This window comes from Acuticoccus sp. (genome assembly GCF_965213555.1).
Classification (GTDB): Bacteria; Pseudomonadota; Alphaproteobacteria; order Rhizobiales; family Amorphaceae; genus Acuticoccus.
Genome location: NZ_OZ243890.1, coordinates 721,406 through 736,450 on the forward strand (window position 1 = coordinate 721,406; position 15,045 = coordinate 736,450).

The window sequence follows — 15,045 nt, forward strand, 5'->3', positions numbered from 1 at the left end:
GTTCACTCCTGATAGGCGACGGTCATCGCCCGCGCGACGTCGTCGTCGTCGAAGCGCGGAGCAAGGAACAGCATCGGACCGACACGCGATATGATGTTCGCCACCGTCGGAGCGGCGTTGAGGCCCGCTGTCGCCTCGCGCTTCCCCTCCTCGGGCTTGGGCTCGTCGAGCACCACGAGCACGATATACCGCGGGTCGTCGATGGGGAACGCCGCGACGAAGGAGTTCAACCGCTTATCCCGCGCGTACCCCCCTGCAACGGCCTTCTCCGCCGTGCCGGTCTTGCCACCCACGTCGTAGCCCGGCACGCGCGCGCGGCGGCCCGAGCCCTCCTCCCCATTGAGCTTGAAGAGCGCGCGCATTTGGGCCGACGCCTCGGCCGACAGGACGCGCCGCCCGATCGCGCGCACCTCGTCCTCCGAGCGCCGGTAGAACGTGGGCGGCGCGTAGATCCCGCCGTTCAGCACGGCGGCGGCGGCCACCGCGGTGTGCATCGGCGTCACCGCGATGCCGTGACCGAACGAGACCGTCGCCGCCGTCACGTTCGGCCAGCGCTCGGGGACGAGCGGGCGCGCGGCCTCGGGGAGCTCGGAGTCGAGCCGGTCGAACATGCCGAAGGCGTCGAGGTAGGCCTTCTGCCGCTCGGGGCCGAGCCCGAGGGCGATCTTCGCGGTGCCGATGTTGGAGGAGTACTTGAACACCTCCGCAACCGTGAGGACGCGCGCCTTGGCGTGGAAGTCGCGGATGGTGAAGCGGCCGACCCGGAGCGGCTTGGTCGCGTCGATTGAGGTGCCGAGCTGCACCGTCCCGGCGTCCAGCGCGCCGGCGAGGGTGAACATCTTGAACACCGACCCCATCTCGTAGACGCCGGCCATGGCGCGGTTCATGCGCACCTCCTCCAGCGCTTGGGCGGGCTCGTTGGGGTCGTAGTCCGGCAGCGAGACCATGGCGACGACCTCGAGGGTCCTCGCGTCGAGCATGATGCCGACGGCGGCGAGCGCCCGGTAGCGCTCGATGGCGCGGGCGAGCTCGTCGCGCACCGCGTGCTGCACGCGCAGGTCGACGGCGAGGGCCACCGGGGCCAGCGTCGTCCCCTTGCGGGCGAACCCGGCCGCCTGGAGCGCCGACAGGCCGCCGCCGTCGATGGTCTTCTCAAGCCCCGCGATGCCGGCGTTGTCGACGTCGACGTGGCCCACGATGTGGCCGACCGACGCCCCGCCCGGGTAGAACCGTCGCGTCTCGGTGAGAAAGCCGACGCCGGGTAGGCCGAGGTCGTGCACGGCCTCGCGCTTCTGGGCCGAGATCTCCCGCTTCAACCAGACGAACCCGCGGTCGGTGGACAGGTCGCGCTGCAACGCCTCGGCGTCGAGCTCGGGCAGGACGCGGGTCAGCGCCTCGACCGCCTCGTCGACGTCGACGATGTTGCGCGGCTCGGCGTAGAGCGAGGCGGTGGCAAGGTCGGTCGCCAGCACCTCGCCGCGACGGTCGACGATGTCGGGGCGCGCCGCCTGCACCTCGTCGAGCGGGCTGACCCCGTCCCCGCTGACCGCCGCTGCGGGCGCGATCGCCAGCGAGACGAGGCGCGCGCCGACGACGCAGAACATGAAGGCCGAAGCGACCATCATGAGCACGATGCGACCCCGGGCGCCGGCGTCGCCCGCCTCCATGCGCCTCATCGTGCCGCCTCCTCCCGTTGCGCCTTCATCGCCGAGGCGATCCGCGCCGGCGTTGCGATCTGCTCCGCCGTGATGGGCGCGAGCCGCAACGCCGTCTCGTGCCGATCGACCAGGGCCTGCAGCCGCGCCGGATGGTCGAGGGCGCTCCATTCGGCGCGAAGCTCGCTGATTCGCTGCCGCTCGGCGGCGATCTTTCGGGACAGTTCACCGATTGCGCGGGCGTCCCGCTCGGCGTCCTTCTTGACGACGAAGACCGTGGCCGCGCTCGCGGTGGCCGCCGTGAGCGCGGTGAGGAGGAGCGCGAGGCGCAGCGGACGCTTGATCACAGGACACCCTTGAGCCGGACGACGGGGACGAGGCTGGGATCGAACGGCACGGCGGGGGCTGCGGTGCGGCGGGCCGCGCGCAGCTTGGCCGACCGTGCGCGAGGGTTCGCCGCCGCCTCCGCCGCGCTGGGGCCGACGGCGCGACGGCCGACGGGCACGAAGCTCGCCTCCGGTCCGCCGACGGCGGGCAGGTGGCGGGAGCCGGCCGCCTCGCCCGAGCGGGCCGCGAGGAAGCGCTTCACCAAGCGGTCCTCCAGGGAGTGGAACGCGACGACCACGAGCCTGCCGCCCTCGCGCAGGAGGCGCTCGGCGGCCGCGAGGCCGCGTCCGAGCTCGCCGAGCTCGTCGTTCACCGCGATGCGCAGCGCCTGGAAGGTGCGCGTCGCCGGGTGCAGGCCGGGCGTCGCCCGCAGGACGCGCTCGCACAGGGCGGCGAGCTCGCCGGTGGATGACAGCGGCCGAGCTGCCACGATGGCACGCGCGACGCGGCCGGCGTGGCGCTCCTCGCCGAAGGTGCGCAGGAGGTGCGCAAGGTCGGCGACGTCGGCCCGGTTGACGATGTCGGCCGCGCTCGGCCCTTCGCCGCCCATGCGCATGTCGAGCGGTCCGTCCAGGCGGAACGAGAAGCCGCGTGCCCCCTCGGCGAGCTGGAAGGAAGAGACGCCGACGTCGAGGACGACGCCGTCGACGGCGTCGATGCCTGCCCCAGGGACGAGCGCGGCCATGTCGCCGAAGCGCCCCTCGATGGCAATGAGCTTCGGCTGCTCCTCGGCGAGCGCGCTCGCCCGGTGGACGGCTGCGGGGTCGCGGTCGATGGCGACCACCGAGGCCCCGGTGGCAAGGATCGCCCGGGCGTAGCCGCCGCCGCCGAAGGTGCCGTCGACGACCACCGCGTCCGGTTGGGGCGAGAGGTGCACCATGACTTCCCCCAGCATGACGGGGACGTGGCGGGCGCCGCTCGTAGCGCTGCCGGAGGTCGCCCCGTGCGGCGGTGGGGCGTCATCCCACGTCATTCCACGCCGGCTCCCTGACGCGTCGCGCCGAGCATCCCGAAGGCGCGCCGCATGGCCTCAGCGCGCTGGGCGCGGAACCGCTCCGGCTCCCAGATCTGGAACTTGTAGCCGAGGCCGACGAAGGTCGCCTCGCGGTCGATGGCGGTGGCCTCGCAGATCGCATCGGTGAGGACGACGCGACCCTCGCCGTCGATCTTGAGGTGCTCGGAGATGCCGAACAGCGCCGTGGAGACCATGTCGTGGTCCGCGGTCAGCGTGGCGAGGTCCCCGAGGCGGGCGTTGATCTCCTCAAGCAACTGGTGACCTCCGGCGTCGACGGTCTCGGCGTGGGGCGAGGGGAAGCAGTACAGCCCCTCGTACCCATCCCGGGCGAGGACGGTGCGGAACGGCGCTGGGATCGACACGCGCCCCTTGGCGTCGAGCTTGTTGGTGAAGTGCGAGACGAACCCGTGCACGCCAGCCCCCGCTGGTCGGCTTCCCGCGCCGCCCGGTCCCGCGCCGCTCCGCCCGCGGGATGATTTGGGATATCATGGGCCAGCGTGGGCGTCAACGAGATGGAACCGTGATCCCAGGCATTCGATCGACTTGCCTGACCGCAGCGAGCCGCGGGCGGCACCCGATCCGTCACGAGCACCGGCGCTGGGTGGGTGCCCGCCGGACGCTAGGATCTGGCCGAGTCGGGGCGCGGGGCACAGCCCCTTTAGCGCACGCTCGAACGTGCAGCGTCGGGCTCGGCAGGCGACGCGTGCGGGCGGCGCCGCCGCCGCGTCGGTGCGGGGTGCGGGGTAAGCGCCAGCCGGTCTGTAAGCCGGGTTCTGTATGGCGGGGCGAGCCCCGCGTGACGGCCATTCATCTGGGACGCCCGTCGCCGGACGCCTCGTGCGACCCACCCGGGCGGTTGTGGCCGGAAACGGGCCACCGCCCCTATGCGGTCTTGCTCCCGGCGGGGTTTGCCGTGCCGGCCCCGTTGCCGGCGCCGCGGTGGGCCCTTACCCCACCGTTTCACCCTTACCGCCGGCAGCGGCCGAGGCCGTCGCCGGAGGCGGTCTCATTTCTGTGGCACTTTCCCTGGGGTTGCCCCCGCCGGGCGTTACCCGGCGCCGTGTTTCCGTGGAGCCCGGACTTTCCTCCCCGGCGACCTTTCGGCCGTTGCCGGAGCGGCCGTCCGACCGGCTGGCCGCCGCCATATGGCGTGGACGCGCGACGAACGCAAACGCGGACGGCGCAACGCGGATGGGCCTTATCGCCCTGGGCATGGAAAAATGGGGTCCGGCCGAAGCCAGACCCCAGTTGAGGGAGGAGCGAGGGGACTGTCTCATAAAACTCGCCCGACGGGGATAACCCGGAAGCGACATTCACGCGGCGTGGCAAGTTTCACACAAGCCTCACGCCAGTTCCACGCAAGCTGACCGAACTTCGCCGCCGGACGGGTCAATCAAGGGCGTTGAGGAAGCGCACGATCCGGTCCATCGCCTCGGCAAGGCTCTCCCTGCTGCGCAGGAAGCACACCCGCACGTAGCCTTCCCCGTTGGCCCCGAAGGCGGTGCCCGGCGCGGTGCCGACCAGCGCCTCGTCGATCAGCCGGAACGCCGCCTCCCGGGAGGAGGCGAGGCCCGCCACCTTGAAGAAGGCGTAGAACGCGCCGTCCGGCGGCGCGTAGGTGACGCGCGAGTGACCGGCGAGCGCCTCTGACACGACCTCGCGGCCGACGCGCGCCCGCTCGATGGTGGCGCGGACGAACCAGTCACCCTCGGTGACCGCCGCAAGGCCGGCGCGCTGGAGGAACTGCGCGACGCCGGAGGTCGAGTACTGAATAAGGTTCTCCAGGGTCTGTCGCAGCGCGACGGGCGCGTGGATCCAGCCCATGCGCCATCCCGTCATCGCCCAGTTCTTAGAAAACGTGCCGACGTAGAGGATGCGCTCGTCTGGAGCCGCGATGTCGAGGAAGGAGGGCGCTCGCGGCGCCCCAGTCCACACGAAGCGGGCGTAGATCTCGTCGGCGATGATCCACAGGCCGTGCCTTCGGGCGAACTCCAGCACGCGCTCCAGCGTCGCCAGGTCGGCGGTCCATCCGGTGGGGTTGGCCGGCGAGTTGAGGAAGATCGCCCGCGTCGCAGGCGTCACCGCGCGCTCCAGCGCCTCCACGGTGAGGACCCAGCGCCCGTCCGCCTCATCCATCGGCACGGGAACCGGCCGTGCCCCGATCACGGCCCCGGCACCGGATACGTTCGGCCACGTCGGCGTCGGCACGAGGATCTCCTCGTCCTCGCCGACGGTGAGGGCGACGCACAGCTGGATCGCCTGCATGCCCGATCCCGTCATGTAAAACGTGTCGGGGTCGAACGGCCGACCGTAGAGCGCCTCGTAGTACCCGGCCAACGCCTCACGCAGCGCCGGCAGCCCGCGCGGGTAGGTGTAGAACGTCTCGCCGTCGCGCAGGGCGCGGGTCGCTGCGTCGGCGATGAAGCGGGGCGTCGGAAGGTCCCCCTCCCCCGCCCATAGGGGGATGAGACCCTCCTTGTCCCGCCCGTGGTTGACGGCCGCGATGATGCCGCTCGCCGGCGCCCGTTGCGCCGCCGGCCGCACCGCCGACATCAGATCGCCCATCCGTGCCTCCTGGAACGCCGCGTCGCCTGCCACGACGCAACGACGACGTCAAACGCGTGGGGCTGGGCCGCGCTCGGTTCAGCCTGCCTTCATCGAGCCCCGTCTAATGAGCATGGACCGTCCCTTGTGTGTCCTGCGTCAAGGGACGGCCTCACGGCGTCGTGGGATGGTCGGGCCTCGTGCGCGCTCCGAATTGTGGTAGAGTGTGGCAGCGCGGGCGCGGTCCGACCCGGCGCACGAACGTCAGCGAGCGATCCCGTAATGCGAATCCTTCCCGCCGCGACGGTGCTGTCGGTCGGAACGGTGGCGTTCCTGGCCCTCGCGGTGCCGCGCCTCTACACCGGCTATCACGAACGCGAGGTGCGCCAGGAGCTGCAGGCCGCGACGCCGGGCGAGACGCTGGACGAGCGCGTCCGCGCCGCGCTCGAGGACGACGACGTCTCCCTCGCCACGCAATACGTCGACCTTGCGGACGACCTCGGCAAGCCGGTGGCGCCGGAGACCGCGCAGTCCCTGGCCGAGGCGCAGGGGACCGTCGCCTCCATCGTGCGCAACGCCGGGGCGTTCGCTGGCGCCTACATCACCGGCCGCGCCGACAGCGCCGCCGGCCTCGCTGGCGCCGTGGTGTCGGACCTCACCGTGGTCGGCGACGTGCGCGACATCATCTCCGAGGGCGGCAAGGCGGCGGTCGGCGAGGAGTACTCGCGCTTCCTGCTGACCCTCGCCGCGATCGGCCTCGCCGCGGAGGGCGCGACGGTGGCGACCGGCGGCTCCTCCCTCGTCGTCAAGGCCGCGGTCTCGGTGTTGAAGGTGGCCAAGCGCACCGGCAACCTCACCGCCGCGTTCACCGCGCGCCTGCTGCGGCTCGCCAGTGCCGCGACGCGGCAGGCGGACGCCCCTGCCACGGCGGTGCGCACGGCCGGCGTCGGGGCGACGCCGATCGCCCGTGTGGCGGCCCGTGCGGAGCTGCGCTCGACGCTGTCGGCCATCGGCACGGCCGCCGAGAACGCCGGGCCGGCCGACACCGTCAAGCTGCTGCGCTACGTGCGAACCACGGACGACGCGCGCGAGCTGGCGACCTTCACCAGCCGCTTCGGCCGTCGCTCGCGCGCCGTGGCCGAGCTCACCGGCAAGACCACGTTGCGAGCGTTCCGCGTGTCGCTGCGCGGGCTCCGGCTGCTGTTCGCCTTCCTGTACAGCTTCATCGCCTGGCTCGCCGGCCTCATCGCCCTGCGTCTCGTCAAGCGCGTCCTTGCCGGCATCGCCCACGCGTTCCGCAGCGCGTTCCTCGCCGTGGCGCTTCCCTAGGCGAAGCGGCGACGGCGCAGGGGCACGCGGCGCAGGCATAGCGGAGCGTTCGTGACGATTTACCTCCCCGTGGCCGAGATGCCCGTGGCCGTCCTCATGATCCTCGCCATGGGCGGCGCCGTCGGGCTGATCTCTGGGCTGTTCGGGGTCGGCGGCGGCTTCCTGATGACGCCGCTCCTGATCTTCTCCGGCATCCCACCGGCGGTGGCGGTCGCCTCGGTCACGCCGCAGATCGTCGCCTCGTCCACCTCCGGCGCGTTGTCCTACGGGCGGCGTGGGCAGGTGGACTTCAAGCTCGCTGCGATCCTCATCGCCTCCGGCGCCGTGGGCGCGCTCGCCGGCGCGCGCCTGTTCGCCACGCTCGGCAGCCTTGGCCAGCTCAGCCTCGTCATCGCGATCTGCTACACGCTGTTCCTCGCCACCATCGGCGGGCTGACGCTCAACGAGGCGCTGCGCGCGATGCTGCGTGCCAGGGCCGCCCGCCGCCGCGGCGAGCCGCCGCCGCCGCAGCGCCTCACCGGCTCGCGCGGGTGGATCCATCGCCTGCCGTTCAAGGTGAGGTTCCGCCGGTCCAAGCTCTACATCTCCGTGCTGCCGGTGATGGCGCTCGGCCTGTCGATCTCGTTCCTCGGAACGTTGCTCGGCATCGGCGGCGGCTTCATCATGGTGCCGGCGCTGATCTACCTTTTGAAGGTGCCGACCAGCATCGTCGTCGGCACCTCCCTCGTCCAGATCGTCGGCGTCATGAGCATCGCGACGATCAGCCACTCCCTCGCCTCGCAGACCGTCGACGTGCTGCTCGCCTTCATCCTGATGATCGGCGGCGTCATCGGTGCGCAGATCGGTGCATCCATGGGGCAGTCCCTGCGCGGCGAGCACCTGCGCGCGCTGCTCGGCCTCCTCGTCCTCGTCGTCGGCCTGCGCTTCGCGGTCAACCTCGTCGTCACGCCGGACGACCTCTACGTCATCACGACGTTGACGCGGTGAGGCGGCTCGCCCTCGCCCTTGCCCTCCTCGCAGCTGCGCCGGCGAGCGCGGAGTCCCTGGCGGTCGCCCTGTCGACGCGGTCCGTGTCCATCGGCTCGGACTTCTCCGGCGCGTCGATCTCGCTGTTCGGCGTCATCGAGCGCGACGCGCAGACGGTGCCGCGGCCGGGGGAGTACGAGGTCATCGTCGTGGTGCGCGGACCCGAGCAACGCGTCCTCGTCCAGCGACGGGAGCGTCGGCTGGGCATCTGGGTGAACAGCGCCGGCCAGCACTTCGAGGCGATGCCGTCGTACTACGGCCTGTTCACGACCGAGGACGCGGCCCCCCTGGTCCTCGACCAACAGGGGCCGGCACGGCGCCTCTCCCTCGCCTCCCTCGGTGTCGGGGCGGACGAGCGCGAGACCTACCGCATCGCACTCGCTCACCGGCGCATGCGCAACGGGCTCTACATGGAGCGGTACGGCGCCGTGACCTTGATGACGAAGACGTTCTTCCGCACCGAGGTCCCGCTCCCCCCGCTGGTGGAGGACGGCACCTACACGGTGTTCGTGCTCCTCTTCGCGGCGGGCACGCCCCTCGACGACCAGCGGCTGACGTTCGTCGTCTCCAAGTCCGGCTTCGAGGAGCAGCTTTCCCGGCTGTCACAGCAGCGACCGCTCGTCTACGGGCTCGGCGCGGTGGTGCTCGCCCTCGTCACTGGCTACGTCGGCGGCGTGGTCTTCCGCCGCGGTTGAGCCGCTCCGTCGAACTCCGCGGCACGCACCACGTTGCCACCGGGTCAGATCGCCGGTCCCGACCGCAGGAGGATGCCATGACGCAGTCCAATCCGATGGTCCCGGTGACGCTCGGCCTCGCCGGGCTCCTCCCGTTCCTGGCGACGAGCGCGGCGGCGGCCTTCCTCCCGTCCTGGCAGGCGGTCGCGACCCTCGCGGCGGCGCTCTACGGCATCGCCATCCTGTCCTTCCTCGGCGGGATCCACTGGGGCCGAGCGCTAACGACAGGGCGCGCCGGCGAGTACGTCGGATCCGTCGTCCCCTCGCTCGTGGCGGTGTTCGCGATGGTGCTGCCGCCGCCCTGGGCACTCGGCGTGTTGTCGTCGGCCTTCGCGGTCGTGGGCGCGATCGACGTCGCGCTACTTTCCAAGACCGGTCCCGCCTGGTTCGCGCGGCTGCGGCTCGTGCTCACCGTGGTCGTGGTGATCGCGCTGGCGGTGTCGGCGGCGTACGCACCGGCGTCGGGTCCGATGTTCGGCCTCCTCGGCTGACGCCGGAGCCTTGACTAGGCGGCGGGGACTGTCGGCGGTCGACCACTCTCGCGCTCACCGGGAACTCGTTCGATCAGCAAGAGCGCCCTCAACACCTGCTATTTCGTTGCGCTCAGACCGCGCGGACGCAAGTTCCGCCTCCCTTCAAACGGAACCCTGAAATCGGTGTTGAATCGGGCGTCAATCGCTGAAGACGAGGATGATCAAGATGCCGACCATCGCCGCCTACATCGGCGCAGCCATCGCCGAAATCGCCGGTTGCTTCGCATTCTGGGCATGGCTTCGCCTAGACGAGCCGGTTTGGTGGATCCTGCCAGGGATAGCTTCGCTGGCCCTGTTCGCGTACTTGCTCACGCTGGTTGATAGCGCCGCCGCCGGGCGCGCATACGCCGCTTACGGAGGAGTTTATATCGCGAGTTCGCTTGCCTGGCTGTGGCGCATCGAAGGCGTCAAACCTGACCGGTGGGACCTCATCGGAGCCGCCGCCTGCCTCATCGGAGCCGCAATCATCATTGCCGCACCACGGACGCCAGCTTGAAATTGTCAACGCCACCTAGTCGCGGAAGGTCGCGAGGCAGCGGCCGGTCATCGCCTCGGGCTGGGGAATATCCATCAGCGCGAGCACCGTCGGTGCAAGGTCGGCAAGGCGGCCATCGGACAGCGTTGCCGTGCGCGGCGAGACGAGGACCAGCGGCACGTCGTTCAGCGTGTGCGCGGTGTGCGGCGAGCCCGTCTCGGGGTCGACCATCATCTCGCAGTTGCCGTGGTCGGCGGTGAACAGCAGGAAGCCACCGCGGGCAGCGACCGCGTCGGCGACTTGGCCGAGCGACTGATCCACCGCCTCCACCGCCGCGATCGCGGCCTCGAGGCTGCCCGTGTGACCGACCATGTCGGGGTTCGCGAAGTTCACGACAACAAGGTCGTAGGCGTCCGCCCCGAGCGCTTGCAGCAGCTCCCGGGTCAGCTCGGGCGCCGACATCTGGGGTTGTAGGTCGTAGGTGGCGACCTTGGGCGAGGGCACCATCACCCGCTCCTCGCCATCGAAGGGCGCCTCGCGGCCGCCGTTCAGGAAGTACGTCACGTGGGGGTACTTCTCGGTCTCGGCGAGGTGGATCTGCCGGCGGCCGGCGCGCGCCACGGTCTCGGCGAGGCCGTCGGCGAGGTTCTGCGGCGCGAACAGAGTCGCCATCGCCCCGTCGAGCTCACCGCCGTACGACACCATGCCGACGGCCTTGGCGAGCCGGACCGTCCGCGGACGGGAAAATCCCTCGAAGTCCGGGAGGAGGAGGGCCGAGAGGATCTCCCGCACGCGGTCGGAGCGGAAGTTGATGCACACGATCGCATCACCGTCCGCCATGCCGCCGTAGTCCCCGATGACGCAGGGTTCGACGAACTCGTCCATGGTGCCCGCATCGTGCGCGGCGCGCACCGCACCGACGGCGTCGCCCGCACGGTGCCCCTCGGCGTCGACGAGCACGCGGTACGCCCGCTCGACGCGCTCCCAGCGGTTGTCGCGGTCCATCGCGAAGTATCGCCCGGTGACGGTCGCGATGGGGACGTCGTCCGGCAACGCGCCCTCAAGAGCCGCGAGCTGGGCCGGCGCCGCGTCGGGGGCCGTGTCCCGGCCGTCCGTGAACGCGTGGACGAGCGCGGGCACGCCCGCCGACGACGCCGCTCGGGCCACGGCCACCGCGTGGTGCTGGTGGGCGTGGACGCCGCCCGGGGACATCAGCCCTATGATGTGGCAGGTCCCACCGGTGCCGGAAAGCGCCTCGAACAGCCCGGTCGCCTCGAGCCGTGCCGCGAGGTCGCCGCTGCGGGCCGCCTCGTCGATGCGCGGCAGCTCCTGAAGGACGATCCGCCCTGCGCCGATGTTGAGGTGGCCGACCTCCGAGTTGCCCATCTGGCCCTCGGGCAGGCCCACTGCGGGCCCGCACGTCGTGAGGAGGGCGTGCGGGTTCGCCTCATGCAACCGGTCGAAGTTCGGCGTCCTCGCCTGCGCGATGGCGTTCGCCTCGCGCTCCTCGCGCCAGCCCCAGCCGTCGAGGATCATCAGGATGGTCGGCGTCGGCATGGTCCCTCCCGCGTCCGCCCTCGCTTAGGCTAGAAGCGCGGCGCCGGCCAGCGCACCTCAGCCGAGGCCGTTGGCGATGAGGAGCACGGCGATGCCGGCGAGCGCGACGAAGATCACGCGGCGGAAGATGTCCGCGCTCAGCCGTCGTCCGAGCCGGTCGCCCAACGGCATGCCGGCGGCCACCGCGAGGAGCGTGAGCGCTCCGATGCCCGCGCGCTCGAGGGTCAGCGTGCCGTCGGCGATGAGGACGCTCACCTGGACCATCGAGAACAGCAGGAACACCGCTGAGATGGCGGAGACGAAGCCCTCGCGATCCACCCGCAGCGACTGCAGGAAGGTCACGCTGACCGGGCTCGAGATGCCCACCGCCCCTTGCAGGAGCCCCGTCACGAAGCCGAACGGGCCGGCGAAGAACGAGGCGCGTGAGAGGGGCAGCGTCAGGGCCGGCAACGCCAGCTGGGAGGCGAGGTAGACGAGCACCGCGACGCCGAGCGCCACCTGCAGCAGCTCGACCGGCGCGCTGACGAGGACCTGGGTACCGATGAAGGTTCCTACCGCTCCTGCGACGAGGAAGGGCAGCATGTAGCGCTGGGCGAGGAGCGCACGGCGGAACTGCGCCACCTGGAGCGTGTTCGTGACGATGATCGGCACCGCGACGATGGCGATGGCGGTCGGCACGTCGAGCGCGATGGTGAGGAGCGGGATCGCCAGCAGCGGCAGCCCCATGCCGATGGCGCCCTTCATGACCGAGCCGAGGAAGATGGTCACGAGGGCGAGCGCGGTGATCATGGGGCTCCGGGCGGCCTCGCCGCCGCACGATGGCCCGGCGGGGTGCGAAAGGCAGGCCGCTCGCAGCTAGCCGGCTCGGCCGCCCCCGTCAACGACGTCAGCTGACGGGGGCGGAGATCTCGCAGCCGTCGAACGATCCGTCCACCCGGTCGACGCGGAAGCGGATCCCCGAGTCCTCCTCCACGAACACGCGCTTGCCCGCCTCCTCGACGACGAAGAAGCAGGAGCGCGAGGTGTCGTTCAGCCGCGGGTAGGTGAAGCAGGTGCGACCGCCCTCATCGACCTCCACGTAGCCGGTCGAGACCTGTCCCTCGATGTTGTAGACGGTGTCGCCGGACGGGGCGATGCACTCGTACCAGCGCTCCCCGGTGTCGAGGAGGACGCCGGACATGCGGCCGCCGTAGAGGAAGCCGCGGATCTCCGACGCCGTCAGCCGATCCGCAGCGTCCGCCGGGGACGCCGTCACGACCGGCTGGAGGGCGCCGATCGCCACCGCCACCAAGAGTAGGCTCGTCGTGCGGATCATCGCCATCGCCTCGTTCCGTTCTGGTGCGCGGCCGTGTGTCCGCCTCGATGCCGCGGACCATCGCACGTCGACATGGCCGGCAGATGGCCGACCGCGGCGAGCGCGAGGCGCCGTGGCGTCAGGCCGGCGACCGCTCCGCCTCGCGCAGCGCCTGCCACACCCGCGACGGGGTCGCCGGCATGTCGAAGGTCTCCACCCCGCGCGAGGCGAGCGCGTCGCAGACCGCGTTGAGCCCCGCGGCGAGCGCGCCGACCGAGCCCGCCTCGCCGACGCCCTTGACCTTCAGCGGGTTGAGCGCGGTCTCCACCGTGGTGAACGCCGCGCGGATCGCCGGCAGGTCGTCGGCGCGCGGGACGGCGTAGTCCATGTAGCTCGCCGACAGGAGCTGGCCGTCGCCCGGAGCGTACACCACCTCCTCCTGGAAGACCTGGCCGAGCCCCTGGGCGACTCCGCCGTGGATCTGCCCCTCGGCGAGCTGGTGGTTGAGCACGCGGCCGATGTCCTCGATGGCGCTGTAGGCGCAGATCGTCGTCTCGCCGGTATCAGGGTCGACCTCGACCTCGCAGACGTGGCAGCCGTTGGGGAAGGTCGCCTCCTCCGGCTTGAACGACCCGTCGCCGGCGAGCGCGTCGCCGGCCGCCGCAGCGCTCGCCGCGAGCTCGGACAGCGCGACGATGCGGTCGGTGCCGACGATGCGGAACGCGCCGTCGCCGTACTCGAGGTCGACGTCCGACGCCTCCAGCGCATCAGCCGCCCGTTCCCTCGCCTTCCTCAGGAGGTCGTCGACGGCCGCCACCGCGGCGGAGCCGCAGGAGATCATCGCCGACGAGCCGCCCATGCCCTTGCCCTGGGGCACGTGGTCGGTGTCGCCCTGGACGTAGGTGAAGCGCTCGGCCGGCACGCCGAGCGCCGCCGCGGCGACATCGATCAACGCGGTCTCGAGCCCCTGTCCCGCGTTGAACGCCCCTCCGTGGAGGGTGAGCGTGCCGTCCTCGCCGACGGTGAGGTTCGCGTAATCCGCGGACGTCCGCTTGTACGGCCCGCCCGCGGCCTCCACGCACATGGCGACGCCGAGGCCGCGCAGCTTGCCGCGCGCTTCAGACTCGCGCCGCCGCTCGGGGAAGCCGGCGATGTCGGCGTGGTCGAGCCCCTCGTCCATCACGCGCGGGAAGTCGCCGCAGTCGAAGTCGAAGATGAAGGGCGAGGACCAGGGCATCTCGGCCGGCTGGATGAGGTTGATGCGCCGCAGCTCCAGGGGATCGAGGCCGAGCTTGCGGGCGGCGTGGTCCACCGTGCGCTCGATGGCGAGCGTCGCCTCGGGGCGCCCCGCACCGCGGTAGGCCGCCACCGGCGCGGTGTGGGTGAGCACCCCGGTGATCTTCGCCGCCACCGAGGGCGTCCTGTAGACGCCGGTGACGCCGCCGATGTTGAACAGCGGCGGCTGCGAGCGGCCGGTGGCGTAGGCGCCGATGTTGGTCTCGCAGGCGACGGAGAGCGCGGTGAAGCGGCCGTCCGCGTCGAGCCCGAGGTCCACGTGCATCGTCATGTCACGCCCCGCCTCGTCGGCCAGGAAGTCCTCGGTGCGGTCGGCCGTCCAGCGCACCGGGCGGCCGAGGCGACGCGCCGCCCAGAAGGTGAGCATCTCCTCGCGCAGCGGCCCGGCCTTCATGCCGAACGAGCCGCCGACGTCCCCTGCCACCACACGGACCGCGTCCGCCGGCACGTCGAAGGCGTTGGCGACCAGGCCACGCAGCCCCTGCGGGCCCTGGTGGCTCGCGTAGAGCGCCCAGCGGTTGCCCTCGGGCCGGGCCAGCGCGCCGCGCGGCTCCATGGCCGCGGCGTTCACCCGCGAGGCGCGGGTCGAAAGGCGCACCTGGTGCGTCGAGGCGGCGAGCGCCTCCTGCGTCCTGTCCCACTCGCCGTGCGCCCACTCGAAGCCGACGTTGCCCGGGCGCTCGGCATCGACGAGCGCCGCGCCGTCCGCCAGGGCCTCGGCGACGTTCACCACCGCTCGGCCCTCGTCGTAGTCCACCTCGACGGCCTCGGCCGCGTCGAGCGCCGCCTCGTAACTCGCCGCGATCACCATGGCGACCGGCTCACCGACGAAGCGCACCGCGTCCTGCCCGAGCAGTGGCCGGGGCGTCGCGCCCCACTCGCGTCCGTCGGGCCCGGTGACCTTGAGGCCCGCCTGCACCGGACCGACGCCGTCCGCAACAAGATCCGCCGCGGTAAGCACCGCCGCGACGCCCGGCATCTGCGCGGCCGTCGTCGCGTCGATGCCGACGATGCGAGCGGCGGCATGGGGCGAGCGCACGAACACGGCGACGAGGGCGTCCGGCTCGGTGACGTCGCCGGTGAAGCGGCCCTGCCCCGTGATGAAGCGCAGATCTTCGATCCGCCCTCGGCGATCAGTCATGGCGAGCCCTTCTGTTGTCGATGGATGGATCTGGGGCAGGAACGGCCAACAAGGCAACC

At 71.6% G+C, this 15,045-nt stretch carries 14 protein-coding genes and 1 other RNA gene; 5 read left to right on the plus strand and 10 right to left on the minus strand.

Annotated features, from left to right (window positions below):
• Positions 1-2 precede the first annotated feature (2 nt).
• The 6 genes from ACOOE8_RS03635 to ACOOE8_RS03660 all read right to left on the minus strand — a co-directional run bounded on the left by ACOOE8_RS03635 (position 3) and on the right by ACOOE8_RS03660 (position 5,622).
• The gene (locus ACOOE8_RS03635) at positions 3-1,676 is read right to left on the minus strand and encodes a peptidoglycan D,D-transpeptidase FtsI family protein (RefSeq protein WP_420393507.1); all 1,674 of its coding nucleotides are present in this window, start codon (positions 1,674-1,676) and stop codon (positions 3-5) included.
• Entirely contained in the window at positions 1,673-2,002 is a 330-nt protein-coding gene (ftsL, locus tag ACOOE8_RS03640; protein WP_420393508.1) for a cell division protein FtsL, read from the minus strand. Before ftsL ends, ACOOE8_RS03635 begins: the two co-directional genes overlap by 4 nt.
• Positions 1,999-3,015, minus strand: a complete 1,017-nt coding sequence (rsmH, locus tag ACOOE8_RS03645) for a 16S rRNA (cytosine(1402)-N(4))-methyltransferase RsmH (RefSeq protein ID WP_420393509.1) — start codon at positions 3,013-3,015, stop codon at positions 1,999-2,001. The genes ftsL and rsmH overlap by 4 nt, the downstream gene beginning before the upstream one ends.
• On the minus strand, positions 3,012-3,470 hold the full coding sequence (locus ACOOE8_RS03650; RefSeq protein WP_420393510.1) for a division/cell wall cluster transcriptional repressor MraZ: 459 nt from the start codon (positions 3,468-3,470) through the stop codon (positions 3,012-3,014). Before ACOOE8_RS03650 ends, rsmH begins: the two co-directional genes overlap by 4 nt.
• Before the next feature lie 333 nt (positions 3,471-3,803).
• Positions 3,804-4,192, minus strand: an RNA gene (rnpB, locus tag ACOOE8_RS03655) — RNase P RNA component class A.
• A 254-nt stretch (positions 4,193-4,446) separates the two neighbouring features.
• Complete coding sequence (locus tag ACOOE8_RS03660) at positions 4,447-5,622, minus strand: pyridoxal phosphate-dependent aminotransferase (RefSeq protein WP_420393511.1); 1,176 nt, start codon at positions 5,620-5,622, stop codon at positions 4,447-4,449.
• 261 nt (positions 5,623-5,883) lie between these two features.
• On the opposite strand from ACOOE8_RS03660, the gene ACOOE8_RS03665 reads away from it, so the two are divergent.
• The 5 genes from ACOOE8_RS03665 to ACOOE8_RS03685 all read left to right on the plus strand — a co-directional run bounded on the left by ACOOE8_RS03665 (position 5,884) and on the right by ACOOE8_RS03685 (position 9,719).
• Positions 5,884-6,930, plus strand: coding sequence for a hypothetical protein (locus ACOOE8_RS03665; RefSeq protein WP_420393512.1), 1,047 nt, complete (start codon positions 5,884-5,886; stop codon positions 6,928-6,930).
• A 51-nt stretch (positions 6,931-6,981) separates the two neighbouring features.
• Positions 6,982-7,917, plus strand: a complete 936-nt coding sequence (locus ACOOE8_RS03670; RefSeq protein ID WP_420393513.1) for a sulfite exporter TauE/SafE family protein — start codon at positions 6,982-6,984, stop codon at positions 7,915-7,917.
• Positions 7,914-8,651 (plus strand): TIGR02186 family protein, encoded by a 738-nt coding sequence (locus tag ACOOE8_RS03675; RefSeq protein WP_420393514.1) that lies wholly within the window; start codon positions 7,914-7,916, stop codon positions 8,649-8,651. The genes ACOOE8_RS03670 and ACOOE8_RS03675 overlap by 4 nt, the downstream gene beginning before the upstream one ends.
• A gap of 77 nt (positions 8,652-8,728) precedes the next feature.
• Positions 8,729-9,181 carry a DUF3429 domain-containing protein gene (locus ACOOE8_RS03680; protein WP_420393515.1) on the plus strand — a complete coding sequence of 151 codons (453 nt, stop codon included), beginning with the start codon at positions 8,729-8,731 and terminating at the stop codon, positions 9,179-9,181.
• A gap of 208 nt (positions 9,182-9,389) precedes the next feature.
• Positions 9,390-9,719: a YnfA family protein gene (locus tag ACOOE8_RS03685; protein ID WP_420394620.1), complete on the plus strand. Its 330-nt coding sequence runs from the start codon at positions 9,390-9,392 to the stop codon at positions 9,717-9,719.
• Positions 9,720-9,734: 15 nt separating this feature from the next.
• On the opposite strand, the gene gpmI is transcribed toward ACOOE8_RS03685, so the two are convergent.
• The 4 genes from gpmI to ACOOE8_RS03705 all read right to left on the minus strand — a co-directional run bounded on the left by gpmI (position 9,735) and on the right by ACOOE8_RS03705 (position 14,986).
• Positions 9,735-11,255: a 2,3-bisphosphoglycerate-independent phosphoglycerate mutase gene (gene gpmI, locus ACOOE8_RS03690; protein WP_420393516.1), complete on the minus strand. Its 1,521-nt coding sequence runs from the start codon at positions 11,253-11,255 to the stop codon at positions 9,735-9,737.
• Positions 11,256-11,312: 57 nt separating this feature from the next.
• On the minus strand, positions 11,313-12,044 hold the full coding sequence (locus ACOOE8_RS03695; protein WP_420393517.1) for a sulfite exporter TauE/SafE family protein: 732 nt from the start codon (positions 12,042-12,044) through the stop codon (positions 11,313-11,315).
• A gap of 97 nt (positions 12,045-12,141) precedes the next feature.
• Positions 12,142-12,576, minus strand: coding sequence for a hypothetical protein (locus tag ACOOE8_RS03700; RefSeq protein ID WP_420393518.1), 435 nt, complete (start codon positions 12,574-12,576; stop codon positions 12,142-12,144).
• A gap of 112 nt (positions 12,577-12,688) precedes the next feature.
• Positions 12,689-14,986 (minus strand): xanthine dehydrogenase family protein molybdopterin-binding subunit, encoded by a 2,298-nt coding sequence (locus ACOOE8_RS03705; RefSeq protein WP_420393519.1) that lies wholly within the window; start codon positions 14,984-14,986, stop codon positions 12,689-12,691.
• Positions 14,987-15,045 lie beyond the last annotated feature (59 nt).